General features: G+C 55.7%; 12 protein-coding genes and 1 tRNA gene. 9 read left to right on the top strand and 4 right to left on the bottom strand.

The annotated features are described in order from the left end of the window. Positions 1 to 59: 59 nt before the first annotated feature. Together groES and groL are read left to right on the top strand one after the other, a co-directional pair. The gene (gene groES, locus JOD69_RS03390; RefSeq protein ID WP_077731211.1) at positions 60 to 350 is read left to right on the top strand and encodes a co-chaperone GroES; all 291 of its coding nucleotides are present in this window, start codon (positions 60 to 62) and stop codon (positions 348 to 350) included. Positions 351 to 392: 42 nt separating this feature from the next. Next, a complete protein-coding gene (gene groL / locus JOD69_RS03385; protein WP_077731146.1) occupies positions 393 to 2030 on the top strand; it encodes a chaperonin GroEL in 1638 nt (545 codons plus the stop codon). A gap of 383 nt (positions 2031 to 2413) precedes the next feature. Here the strand turns inward: groL and JOD69_RS03380 are convergent. From JOD69_RS03380 to JOD69_RS03365, 4 genes are all read right to left on the bottom strand, one after another. Then, a protein-coding gene (locus JOD69_RS03380; protein WP_139841180.1) for an IS5 family transposase occupies positions 2414 to 3252 on the bottom strand; the annotation gives its coding sequence in 2 pieces (ribosomal slippage) (positions 2414 to 2886 and positions 2886 to 3252; 840 coding nt in all). A gap of 57 nt (positions 3253 to 3309) precedes the next feature. Beyond that, on the bottom strand, positions 3310 to 4512 hold the full coding sequence (locus JOD69_RS03375) for a fatty acid desaturase (RefSeq protein WP_077731147.1): 1203 nt from the start codon (positions 4510 to 4512) through the stop codon (positions 3310 to 3312). 244 nt (positions 4513 to 4756) lie between these two features. After that, complete coding sequence (locus tag JOD69_RS03370) at positions 4757 to 5305, bottom strand: Slp family lipoprotein (RefSeq protein WP_348529941.1); 549 nt, start codon at positions 5303 to 5305, stop codon at positions 4757 to 4759. Positions 5306 to 5338: 33 nt separating this feature from the next. Then, the gene (locus JOD69_RS03365) at positions 5339 to 5926 is read right to left on the bottom strand and encodes a Slp family lipoprotein (RefSeq protein WP_077731149.1); all 588 of its coding nucleotides are present in this window, start codon (positions 5924 to 5926) and stop codon (positions 5339 to 5341) included. Positions 5927 to 6113: 187 nt separating this feature from the next. Here JOD69_RS03365 and JOD69_RS03360 point away from each other — a divergent pair. From JOD69_RS03360 to pheT, 7 genes are all read left to right on the top strand, one after another. After that, positions 6114 to 6190: transfer RNA gene (locus tag JOD69_RS03360), tRNA-Val, on the top strand. A 53-nt stretch (positions 6191 to 6243) separates the two neighbouring features. Next, positions 6244 to 8160: a threonine--tRNA ligase gene (gene thrS, locus JOD69_RS03355; protein WP_210023791.1), complete on the top strand. Its 1917-nt coding sequence runs from the start codon at positions 6244 to 6246 to the stop codon at positions 8158 to 8160. Positions 8161 to 8181: 21 nt separating this feature from the next. After that, positions 8182 to 8706, top strand: coding sequence for a translation initiation factor IF-3 (gene infC / locus JOD69_RS03350; protein WP_077731150.1), 525 nt, complete (start codon positions 8182 to 8184; stop codon positions 8704 to 8706). 22 nt (positions 8707 to 8728) lie between these two features. Beyond that, positions 8729 to 8926, top strand: a complete 198-nt coding sequence (gene rpmI / locus JOD69_RS03345) for a 50S ribosomal protein L35 (RefSeq protein ID WP_077731151.1) — start codon at positions 8729 to 8731, stop codon at positions 8924 to 8926. Positions 8927 to 8955: 29 nt separating this feature from the next. After that, a complete protein-coding gene (rplT, locus tag JOD69_RS03340; protein ID WP_077731152.1) occupies positions 8956 to 9303 on the top strand; it encodes a 50S ribosomal protein L20 in 348 nt (115 codons plus the stop codon). A gap of 84 nt (positions 9304 to 9387) precedes the next feature. Continuing rightward, positions 9388 to 10413 (top strand): phenylalanine--tRNA ligase subunit alpha, encoded by a 1026-nt coding sequence (pheS, locus tag JOD69_RS03335; protein WP_086135270.1) that lies wholly within the window; start codon positions 9388 to 9390, stop codon positions 10411 to 10413. Between the two features lie 21 nt (positions 10414 to 10434). Next, a complete protein-coding gene (pheT, locus tag JOD69_RS03330; RefSeq protein WP_086135271.1) occupies positions 10435 to 12813 on the top strand; it encodes a phenylalanine--tRNA ligase subunit beta in 2379 nt (792 codons plus the stop codon). Position 12814: the final 1 nt, after the last annotated feature.

Genomic DNA, 12814 nt, shown 5'->3' with positions numbered 1-12814 from the left:
CTAGGGTCTGGTCGACCGCTCGTCAGTCAATACATCATCAGTAGGAACAGGAGAGTATGATGAAAATTCGTCCTTTGAATGACCGTGTTATCGTGAGGCGCCTCGAAGAGGAGCGGACTTCGCCGGGCGGAATCGTGATTCCGGATACGGCTGCGGAAAAACCGATGCGCGGTGAAGTTCTTGCGGTGGGTAACGGCAAAACTCTGGATAACGGGCAAGTGCGCGCGCTGCAAGTCAAAGCGGGCGACAAGGTGCTGTTCGGCAAATATTCCGGCACCGAGGTGAAACTCGATGGCGAGGATATCCTTGTCATGCGCGAAGACGACATCATGGCTGTGCTCGAAGACTGAGCACGCCCGGAATTCAACATCAACCAACGAAGGTAAATCGTAATGGCAGCGAAAGACGTAAGATTCGGTGATGACGCGCGGATCCGCATGGTTCGCGGGGTCAATATTCTGGCACAGGCGGTGAAAGTGACCTTGGGTCCGAAAGGCCGCAATGTCGTGCTCGAAAAGAGTTTCGGCGCGCCGACCGTCACCAAGGACGGCGTATCCGTGGCGAAAGATATCGAGCTCTCCGACAAGTTCGAAAACATGGGCGCTCAGATGGTGAAGGAAGTCGCGTCTCAGACTTCCGATGTCGCGGGCGACGGCACCACCACCGCCACCGTTCTGGCGCAATCGATTCTGGTCGAGGGCCTGAAGGCCGTGGCCGCCGGCATGAACCCGATGGATCTGAAACGCGGCATCGACAAGGCGGTCACCGCCGCCGTCGACGCCATCCACGAAATGTCCGTTCCCTGCACCGACAGCAACGCGATCGCTCAAGTCGGCACCATTTCCGCCAACTCAGACGAGAGCATCGGCAAGATCATTGCCGAAGCGATGGACAAAGTGGGCAAGGAAGGCGTGATCACGGTCGAGGAAGGTTCGGGCCTTGAAAACAGCCTGGATGTCGTCGAAGGTATGCAGTTCGACCGCGGCTATTTGTCGCCGTACTTCATCAACAATCAGCAGAGCATGAGCGCCGAGCTGGAAAACCCGCTGATCCTCATCTGCGAGAAAAAGATTTCCAATATCCGCGACATGCTGCCGGTACTCGAAGGCGTCGCTAAAGCCGGTCGTCCGCTGCTGATCATCGCGGAAGATGTCGAAGGCGAAGCGCTGGCGACCTTGGTCGTCAACAACATGCGCGGCATCATCAAGGTTTGTGCCGTTAAAGCGCCCGGTTTCGGCGATCGCCGTAAAGCCATGTTGGAAGACATCGCTATCCTGACGGGCGGCACCGTAATTTCCGAAGAAGTGGGTCTGAGCCTGGAGAAAGCGAGTCTGAACGATTTGGGCAATGCCAAGAAGGTTCAGATCAGCAAGGAAGAAACCACCATCATCGATGGCGCCGGCGCTAAGGAAAGAATCCAGGGCCGTATCACCCAGATCCGTAAGCAGATCGAAGAGACCACGTCGGACTACGATAGAGAAAAGCTGCAAGAGCGCTTGGCGAAGTTGGCCGGCGGTGTGGCAGTGATCAAGGTCGGCGCGGCCACCGAAGTCGAGATGAAGGAGAAGAAAGCCCGCGTGGAGGACGCGTTGCACGCGACCCGCGCTGCGGTTGAAGAAGGCATCGTGCCGGGCGGCGGCGTGGCTCTGGTCCGCGCTCTGCAAAAGATCAAGGATCTGAAAGGCGTAAACCACGATCAGGATGTCGGCATCAGCATCGCCCGCCGCGCGATGGAAGAGCCGCTGCGCCAGATCGTGGCCAATGCCGGCGACGAGTCGTCCGTGGTTCTGAACAAGGTAGCCGAGGGTTCCGGAAATTTCGGCTACAACGCAGCAACCGGCGAATTCGGCGATATGGTCGCCATGGGCATTCTGGACCCGGCGAAAGTGACCCGTACCGCGCTGCAGAACGCCGGTTCCGTGGCGGGTCTCATGATCACCACTGAGGCAATGGTTGCCGAAGAGCCGAAGGAAGAGACTCCGATGCCGGCAGGCATGGGTGGAATGGGCGGCATGGGCGACATGATGTAATCGCCGACCGATCATTTAAGTGTAAAAAAGCCCCATCTTCGGATGGGGCTTTTTTTTGAAGCATTTTCAGCTTTGGGCCCGTGTCCTTGGCATCGCTGTCCAAAGCTACATGGATAAACCCGCGGAAATGCTTATTCCGGCTTACAGCGCTGCACGACTTGTAAGTCGAAAATCCTTTTTCTACGCAATGGGTTTGTCGCTATGGATTGCCGACCTAAGGACCGGTGCGCCAGTAAATCGGGGATTCTTATCAATCGCAAATGATCGTTGCGGAAGGCCGAGAAAGCCTGATCCTGGATGAACAGGTCGCTACTTTCCCGACCATATCATGACTCACATGAGACGCCGCACGGCAGCATGTGAGTGGTGCTTGGCTTAAGAGCCTATCCCAATAGGCCGGTGGCTCGCCAGGTGATGATGCCCAGTGTCAGATGCAACAGAGCGAGATAGGTATCCGCCCGCTTTTCCCAGCGGATGAGAATGCGCCGAAAGCGGTTCATCCAACTGTGCGTGCGCTCTACGACCCAGCGCCGCGCTGCGAATCCCGCGTCCCGCTTGATCGCTTGGGCCTCCTCGCCACGGGTTCGAAGGTGGGCCGTGAACCCGAACGCGTGGACAATATCCCGCACCTCGTCATAGTCATACCCTTTATCCAAACATAATCCTTGGGGCTGTTCCGGGGTCGGTTCGGGCCGCTGGGCTTGAACCGCCGCCAGCGTCGAACGGACCAGTTTCATGTCGTGGCGGTTGGCACCCTCGACCACTACGGCCAGTGGGATTCCATCCGCCTCGGTCAACAGGCTGCGCTTGACCCCCTGTTTGCCCCTGTCCGTCGGATTTGGCCCCGTTTTTTTGTGCCGGCCAGGGGCGCCTTGGTCGTGGCGCCATCCAGGGATAGCCAACTCCAGTCGATGCCCTTGAGCCGCTCGTATTCGAGCAACCCCTCCTGCCAGAAACGCTCGAAAATACCCGCCTCAACCCATTCCAGGAACCGGCGGTGGGCACTACTGCTGGAGCAGATCCCCGTCGCATTCAGGGCATTCCATTGACACCCGGTACGCAGGACGAACACAATCGCATTCATCGCCACACGGTCGTCGACCCGGCGACGATGACATCCCAGGGGATGCGGCTTGGGCACGTGCACCGGAAGCAGGGGTGACATCTTTTCCCATAAGGCGTCGGGAATCCGCCAGCCATCGTCTTCGGTAATGAGTCCCATGGGTCTTCTCCTCGGTTACCGGTTAAAGACGCTTATTATCGCCTATTGGGATAGGCTCTAAGTGCTGGGTAAATAATTGACGGACAGCCGATTTGTAATGGTATAGCCGTGCAACAAGTCGGCAAACTCATGAAGTGATTGGATGCCAGTCTCCTTCGCTCGTTGGCACCACTCTCTGAGCGACTGCACACGTGCTTCGTAGCCGACTGAAGAGTTCGCCCAAAGCTGTTTCAATTCCTCCTTGAATTGGTAAACGGTGTGAAGTGTTTGGCTCAAGTTCAGTGCTCGATCAAGGATGTGGGTGGCGGCCTCATCGAATTGGATATCCTCTCGAACCAAGAGCGGCTTTGCATCGCGGAGCAGGCGTCGGGATGCCGGGAGGGCAGTCTTTAATTCTTGACGCAGGACCGGAAGCACCACGCTACGGCCATATAAAGCCAGCACATGGACCCGGTTACGCATTACGGCCTGTATTGTCGCCAAATCGATCAATTTCTTGTCGTGAAGAATGCGAATTTTTGGAGCAACCCGGCGAACCGTTGCTAACTTCAATAGTTCCATCAGGCGAATGTAGGCCCACCCGATGTCCAATTCCCACCAACGGGAGGATAGCCGCGCCGAAGAGGGATAGGCATGGTGGTTATTGTGAAGTTCCTCGCCGCCGATCAGTAAGCCTATCGGGAAGAGATTGGTGGACGCATCGCGGGTTTCAAAATTGCGATAACCGGAGAAATGCCCCAGGCCGTTGATTACGCCCGCTGCCCAAAAGGGAATCCAGAGCATTTGTACGGCCCAAATGGTAATGCCGAAGAAGCCGAACAGCGCAACGTCGGCGAGAAACATAAGCGCGACGCCAAGACCGGGGTGCGGCGAGTAAAGTTTTCGCTCCAGCCAGTCATCAGGCGTGCCGTAGCCGTATTGATCCAAGGTTTCCGGATTGGCTGCTTCGGTCCGGTAGAGTTCCGCGCCTTCCCATAAGACCTTGCTTATGCCAAACACGCGAGGGCTATGGGGGTCTTCCGGGGTTTCACATTTGGCGTGGTGTTTGCGATGAATCGCGACCCAGGCCTTGGTGCCCATGCCAGTTGTCAGCCACAGCCAGAGCCGAAAAAAATGGCTGACCGCCGGATGAAGGTCCAAAGCGCGATGCGCCTGGTGGCGATGTAGGAAAATCGTGACGCTGGCAATGGTGATGTGGGTCAGACCGAGCGTAACGGCAATAAGTCCCCACCAGGGGAGGTCGAGTAAACCGTTAATCATTTTTTCACTATAAAAATAAAAAATAAGAGATGGGCATTAACTAACGATCCTTAAGGGGCTGCAAATCTTTCCATAGAGTTGCCTCAAAGAGCACGAATTGGAAAAAGCATCCGCCTTGGCGAATGCACGCGACGCCATTTTGGATAGCATCGAATGGATTTTCAATCCGCACGTTTTCTAACTGGTTTATCAGGTGGGATTGAGTGTTGCAGGGACCGGCAAGACGCGAGGCTATGATCATCGATCAAAAGCCAAATCCAACGCCTAAGCCAATACCGATCCGAGGTCCGGTGTCATATTCGGATAACAGTTTGATCTCCAAAGGACGTAACAACGGAAATGCACGAGTCGCTTCGCTGGTTTCCGTCGTGCGTTCGCCGATGACGCGACCGGCTGCAACAATTCGCCGGCCTTGTTCGTAGATGAGTGTGTCTAAATAGCCGGGATACAATATTAAGAATCGGCCCAATGCGGGCTCACTGAGTTCCGGCTCGCCTCGTCTATCGGTGGGATAGGTCAGTACTTCGACTAACGTGCCTTCCTGTAGATTTTCGGCGCTAAGGATAGTTCCGCCGATGAGAATGGCTTGGCCGATAAACGCTTTTGGGTTATTCAGGACAGTTTCCGGCGAAAGTTTCGGATCGACCTGGTCCATGGTCGCTCGCGACAGTACCGAGCCGCAACCGCTGAGTTGTAGCGTGATCGCAAGTAAGGCGGCCAGGCCGAGAAAGCGGGGCCAGGATATTGGGTAGCCGGATCGGATGTCCTTTTTCGAGATCCGAGATTCTCTCACAGTAGCGTTGCAGCCTTTTGAGTTGAATGAGTCTTACCAATAAGGGTACCAATAAGGGTAATAGCCGGGCCAGCCTCGCCACCAAGGATCGTACCAGTATGGCGTCGGATAATAGGTGTAAGTCGGCCGGTTGGCCCAAAGATGAATTTCCTTGCAACCGATTACCGGGTAGGTGTAGTTGATTTGATCGAGAGGCTTGGTTTCCTTGCCTTGGACCTCTCCGGCGACCGTCACTTCGCGTCCCTTCGCATAGACCGCCGAATCCAGGAAGCGGTTGCAGTGAATCAGGAATCGTCCGGCGGAAGTGTCGACGTCTTCCGGGCGATCCGAACTTTCTAGCGGTTTTTGCAAGACTTCGATTTCGGTGAACTGTGGGCGGTTGCTGGTTTGGACGATCACGCCGCCCAGCATGACCGTCCTGCCTTTGTAGGCGTCGGGGCGGGCGCTGATTTCCGAGAACGATGGCTGCGTTTTCGTCGCCGTCCGAATGGGTTTCGAAAACGGGCTGGTTGCGCACCCCGCTATGCTTAAGAGCGTTATCCATAACAATACTAATCGGAACAACTTCGATCTACCCAAACAAACTTCCGAAATCGAGGTTTCGATCGGTGACATGGCCATGTTTATCACCCTTGCGGAACTGCTTTCCTCTTAATTGGACAGAACTGCTCCTGCCGAATTCACATCTAGTGGCCATCATAACCAATTCCCGTCGTTGCCACCCGTGAAATTTTGCCGCTTAAATGCGATGAGAACGAAAGGCTTTAATTAAACAAAAAATAGCTCTATAATTGCGTCTCTTGATTTTAGGCGCGTAGCTCAGTTGGTTAGAGCACCACCTTGACATGGTGGGGGTCGTTGGTTCAAGTCCAATCGCGCCTACCAATTCCGAAAAGCATCGCTGGGCGATGCTTTTTTTGTTGAAGAGGTTTCGACTGATGCCCGTGATACGTCTGCCGGATGGTTCCGCTCGCACATTCGATCACCCCGTAACGCTTATGGAGGTGGCGCAGTCCATTGGTCCGGGATTGGCTAAGGCGGCATTGGCTGGTCGAATCGACGGGAAACTGGTCGATTTGTCGACTCTTGTCGAACATGACGCCGCAGTCGAAATCGTCACGGGTAAGGACGCGGACGGGCTGGAGATTATTCGCCATTCAACTGCCCATCTGCTGGCTCAGGCCGTTAAGTCGTTGTATCCGAGCGCGCAAGTGACGATCGGTCCGGTGGTGGAAAACGGGTTTTACTACGATTTCGCCTTCGAACGTCCCTTTACGCCGGAAGACCTCGAGGCAATCGAAAAGAAAATGACGGAATTGGCGGCAAAGGCGATTCCCGTCAGGCGGGAAGTGATGCGTCGGGAAGAAGCCGTCAAATTTTTCCGTGACCAGGGCGAGCACTATAAGGCCGAAATTATCGAAGCCATACCTCAGGGCGAGCAAATCTCCCTCTACTCGCAAGGGGATTTTACCGATCTTTGTCGCGGTCCCCATGTGCCGGATACCGGAAAGCTTAGAGCCTTCAAGCTCATGAAGGTGGCGGGTGCCTATTGGCGGGGGGATTCCCGCAATGCCATGCTGCAGCGTGTCTATGGCACCGCCTGGGCCGACAAGAAGGATTTGGACGCCTATCTGCATCGGCTGGAAGAGGCGGATAAGCGCGATCATCGCAAGATCGGCAAGCTGCAGGACCTGTTCCATACTCAGGAGGAAGCTCCCGGAATGGTGTTCTGGCATCCCAATGGATGGGCGCTGTATCAGCAGGTCGAGCAGTACATGCGCCGGGTGTTCCGTGAGAATGGCTATCAAGAAATCCGCTGTCCTCAGATTCTGGACGTAAGCCTTTGGAAAGCTTCGGGCCACTGGGACAACTTTCACGAGAATATGTTTTTTACCGCGTCCGAGAATAGAGAGTATGCGGTAAAGCCCATGAACTGCCCCGGTCACATCCAGGTTTTCAAACAGCATCTGCATAGCTATCGCGAACTGCCGATCCGGTTCGGGGAATTCGGTTCCTGTCATCGCAACGAGCCCTCCGGCACCTTGCACGGGATCATGCGTGTGCGCGGTTTCAATCAGGACGATGGCCATGTTTTTTGTACCGAGGATCAAATTCAGGCGGAAGTTGTCGCATTCATAGGTGTCTTGCGTAAGGTGTACGCGGATTTTGGCTTTACCGATATCCAGTACAAACTGTCCACGCGCCCGCCCAAGCGGCTCGGCAGCGATGAAATTTGGGATAAGGCTGAAGCTGCGCTGATGGCTGCTTTGGCCGCGCAAGACATCGAATACCAATTGCAGCCCGGTGAGGGAGCTTTCTATGGCCCCAAGATCGAGTTCACGTTGAAGGATGCGATCGGTCGGGTATGGCAGTGCGGGACGATTCAGGTGGATTTCATGATGCCGGGGCGTCTCGGTGCCGAATACGTGGGCGAAGACAATGCCCGCCATACGCCGGTCATGCTGCATAGGGCGATCATAGGATCGATGGAACGCTTCATCGGCATTCTCATCGAGCATTACGCAGGGTATTTTCCGCTTTGGCTGGCGCCGGTTCAGGCGGTGGTGCTCAACATTACCGGAAATCAAGCCGAATATGCCGCCGAATTGGCTGCGGAGCTTGTAAAACAAGGCTTTCGGGTAAAGTCCGACTTGAGAAATGAGAAGATCGGCTTTAAAATCCGCGAGCATACCGTGCAGCGTGTGCCTTATTTATTAATCGTCGGCGATAAAGAACTGGATTCCCGTACCGTTTCTGTTCGTACACAGAAAGGCCAGGATCTAGGCGGTTTCAGCTTGCCGGATTTGATCGGCAAGTTTACCGACGAGGTGGCGAGTCGCGCTGCGTTTCAATAATTGCGTTCGGAGGAATAGGATATCACTGCTGAAAGAAAAGAGCCGCGCCTGAATGAAGAGATCACGGCGCCCACTGTCAGGTTGATCGGACCCGACGGTAATCAAGTAGGAGTCGTGTCGACCAGAGAAGCCAGGCAAATTGCTTATGATGCGAATCTGGATCTGGTCGAGATTTCGCCGGCAGCCGATCCTCCCGTTTGCCGGGTAATGGATTACGGTAAATTCCGTTTTGAGCAGAATAAGAAGCTGCAAGCGGCCAAGAAAAAGCAAAAGCAGATTCAGGTTAAGGAAATCAAATTCCGGCCAGGTACGGACGAGGGCGATTACCAGGTCAAGCTGCGCAATCTCATTCGCTTTCTATCGGACGGCGATAAGGCAAAGGTCACTGTTCGGTTTCGCGGTCGAGAATTGAGTCATCGCGAATTGGGCATTGACCTTCTGAAGCGGATCGAGACGGACCTCGTGGAGCACGCCGTCGTAGAGCAGTTTCCGAAAATGGAAGGTAAGCAGTTAAGCATGACGCTTGCGCCGAAGAGAAAAAAATAATCTTGAGTTGTTGGAGATTTATATGCCTAAGATGAAGACCAATCGCGGCGCAGCGAAACGCTTCAAGCGTACTGCGTCCGGCGGTTTCAAATGCAATCATTCGCATCGTCGTCACATTCTGACGAAGAAGAGCACCAAGAGGAAGCGCCAACTGCGCAATCCCGCTGCCTTACACCCTTCGGATGTGCGGAGCGCGACTCGCTTGTTGCCTTATAGCTGATTTTTTCTTGCCCATCGAGAGAGAAGCCCATGCCTAGAGTAAAACGAGGCGTCACTGCGAGAGCCCGGCACAAAAAGGTTCTCAAGCAGGCGAAAGGTTATTACGGCGCCCGTAGCCGAGTTTATCGCGTTGCCAAGCAGGCGGTTATCAAAGCCGGCCAATATGCTTATCGGGATCGCAGACAGAGAAAACGCCAATTCCGTGCGCTTTGGATCGTGAGAATCAATGCCGCGGCGCGGGAATTCGGACTGTCTTATAGCCGTTTTATGGATGGCCTAAAAAAGGCGTCCGTCGAAATCGACCGTAAAGTTCTGGCAGATTTGGCTGTTCGCGACAAAGATGCGTTCGCTGAATTGGCCAAGATCGCCCAGGGTTAGCCCGCGCCTGATCTTCACGGGAAAGACTCGCCCCGAGTTTTTCCCGTTCTTCATTTCAAAACCGTTGTCCAAGCGAGCAAGGCTGTGAGTACACCCCTTGAAGAGCTTCTCGTGCAGGCCAGAAAGCAAGTGGCCGAGGCCGATACGCTCGGAAAACTCGATCAAGTGCGAGTACATTATCTCGGCAAGAAAGGTGTATTTACCGAGCGCATGAAAGAACTCGGTACGCTTCCGGCGGAACAGCGACGGGAGGCCGGAGGCCGGGTTAATCGGGCCAAAGACCAGTTTATAGCCGATTTGGAGGCCCGAAAGAGTGTTCTGGAGGCGAGCGAGCTGGAAGAACGTCTCAAGCGGGAAACCATCGACGTTACCCTGCCGGGGCGCGGGCAGCGTACGGGAGGGCTCCATCCGGTCACTCTGACGTTGCGGCGCATTAGCCAACTCTTCAAGAACGTTGGATTCGACATCGTCGAAGGCCCCGAAGTCGAGGACGATTACCATAACTTCGAAGCGTTGAACATACCCGCCCATCATCCCGCGCGGGCGATGCACGACACTTTTTATTTCGACGAGCACACCCTCCTGCGTACCCATACCTCACCGGTGCAGGTGCGGATCATGGAGACCCAGAGCCCGCCGCTTAGGGTCATCGCGCCGGGCCGCGTCTATCGCTGCGATTCCGATTTGACCCACACCCCGATGTTTCATCAAGTGGAAGGATTCGTCGTCGATCGGGACGTCAGCTTTGCCGACCTCAAGGGTATTCTCTACGAGTTCCTGACCTTGTTCTTCGAAAAGGACATGCAGGTACGTTTCCGCCCGTCTTATTTCCCGTTTACCGAACCGTCCGCCGAAGTCGATATCGAGTGCGTCATGTGCGGAGGCGAAGGTTGCCGCGTTTGCAAGCAGACCGGTTGGCTGGAGGTAATGGGTTGCGGGATGATCCATCCGCGGGTTTTCGAATTCGTCAAAATCGATCCGGAACGCTATACCGGTTTCGCCTTCGGTTTGGGCGTGGAACGGCTCGCGATGCTGCGCTACGGCATCAATGACCTCAGGCTGTTTTTCGAGAACGACCTTAGATTTCTTTCACAATTCGCGGCATTTTAAGAACAACATACGGTCCTTCCCATGCGCTTCAGCGAAGCCTGGCTACGAGAATACGTCAATCCATCGATAGACACGCAAAGACTGGTTCATCAGTTGACGATGGCGGGTCTTGAGGTCGATAGCGCCGAACCCGCCGCTGCATCGTTCAGCGGCGTTATCGTGGCCGAAGTCCTCGAGGTCTCGCCCCATCCACAGGCCGACCGGCTGCGAGTCTGTCTGGTGTCCGGCGGTTCCGGTGAGCCTCTTCAAATCGTATGCGGAGCGCCCAACGTCCGGGTCGGGATGCGTGTGCCACTCGCCATCGAAGGGGCACGTCTGCCGGGGGATGTTTCCATTCGGAAATCGGAGCTTCGCGGCATCGCCTCGTTTGGCATGCTGTGTTCGGCCAAGGAGTTGGGAATAGACGATCCCCAAACAGGGCTGATGGAATTGCCCTCGGATGCTCCAGTGGGGACCGATGTTCGGGATTATCTGAAACTGGACGATTGCATCATCGAGGTCGATCTGACACCGAACCGCGCAGATTGTCTAAGCGTAGAAGGCATTGCGCGCGAAGTGGCCTCGCTCAACGCTCTGGATTGGGCAGTACCGGACGTTCCTGCCGTTCCTACAACGATTCGAGAAGAGCACCCGGTGAGCGTTTCCGCACCCGAAGCGTGCCCGCGCTATTTGGGGCGGCTGATCAAAGGCGTATCGCGTACCGTTCAGACGCCGCTATGGATGCGCGAACGTTTGCGGCGCGCCGGTATCCGATCCCTAGATGCGGTAGTGGACGTTACCAATTATGTGCTCTTGGAAATGGGACAACCCTTGCACGCCTTCGACGCGGCCAAGCTGGAGGGCGGCATCCACGTTCGCTATGCGGCGCCGGGCGAGAAGCTGCGCCTCTTGAACGGCGAGGAAATCGCGCTGGACTCCGATATTTTAGTGATCGCCGATCAACGAAAAGCCTTGGCATTGGCGGGCATCATGGGCGGCAGCGACTCCGCGGTGGGCGATGGCACTGCCGATATTTTCGTCGAATGCGCTTTTTTCACGCCGAGCGTGATCATGGGCAAGGCTAGGCGCTACGGGCTGAATACCGAATCGTCCCATCGCTTCGAGAGAGGCGTTGATCCCGAGTTGCAGACTCGTGCCATCGAGCGGGCCAGCGAACTTATATTATCCATTGCTGGCGGAGAAGCGGGACCCATCGTCGAAGCGGCCAGCCCCCCGCATTTGCCGCGACGCGCGCCGATTCCGCTGCGTTACGAGAGGATTACCCGTCTGCTCGGCATGAGCATCGAACGACCGAAGGTCGCCGAAATTCTCAAACGGCTGGGAATGACTCTCGCGGACCATCCGGAGGGATGGTCCGTGACGCCGCCCGGATTTCGTTTCGATATCGCCATAGAGGCCGATCTCATCGAGGAGCTCGGACGGGTCTACGGCTACGAATCGTTGCCGCGCTGCCATCCGGTCATGGCGACGGCGATGCGTCCGGTGTCCGAACGAATACTCGATCTGGACCGGGTTAAGAACCTCCTGGTCGATCGCGGTTACCAGGAGGCGATTACCTACAGTTTCGTGGACGAAGCTCGGCAGGCGCTGATCGAGCCGGAAATTCCCTATCTGGCCTTGAAGAATCCGATTTCCTCCGACTTGGCCGTCATGCGCACCGGCCTTTGGTGCGGTTTGCTGGACGCGGCTCTCAAGAACACGTTCCGCCAGCAGAACCGGGTGCGCCTGTTCGAAGCAGGTCTGCGTTTCGCGAGGCGGGGCAGCGGCATCGAACAGCGGAAATCTATCGCTGGCCTGGCGATAGGGGCGGTACATGAAGAGCAGTGGGGAGAAGCGGCTCGCTCCGTGGATTTTTACGACGTGAAGGCCGATGTCGAGGGCATCGTCAAACTGACCGGCCGGGAGGCTGGTTTGGAATTTGTCGCCGCTGCTCATCCGGCACTTCATCCGGGGCAATCGGCGGAAATCCGGCTCGACGGCGAACGGCTCGGTTGGATCGGAATGCTGCATCCTCGCCTGGAAAAGCAACTAAGCTTCGAACAGAGCGTGTTTATGTTCGAGCTCGATCAAGACGTGCTGCTCGGAAGGCATATTCCGGTATTCCACGGAATATCGAAGTTCCCGCAGGTGCGCCGGGATATCGCGGTCATCGTTGACGAATCCGTCACGATCGATCGTTTGATCGAGTGCGTGAAAGAAGCGGATAGCTCTATCTTGCGCCAGGTCGTGGTGTTCGACGTTTACCGGGGGCAGGGTGTCGAGACCGGTCGGAAGAGCGTCGCTCTCGGTTTGGTGTTGCAGGATGAGGCCGAAACCTTGACCGACGCCAGGGTCGATGAAACGGTAGGACGCGTTTTGGAACGTCTGAGCAGAGAATTCAATGCTAGGTTGAGAGATTGAA

This window comes from Methylocaldum sp. RMAD-M, assembly GCF_017832375.1.
Taxonomy (GTDB): domain Bacteria; phylum Pseudomonadota; class Gammaproteobacteria; order Methylococcales; family Methylococcaceae; genus Methylocaldum.
The sequence above is the reverse complement of the archived record's forward strand: the minus strand, read 5'-3'. Positions and strand labels throughout refer to the sequence as shown.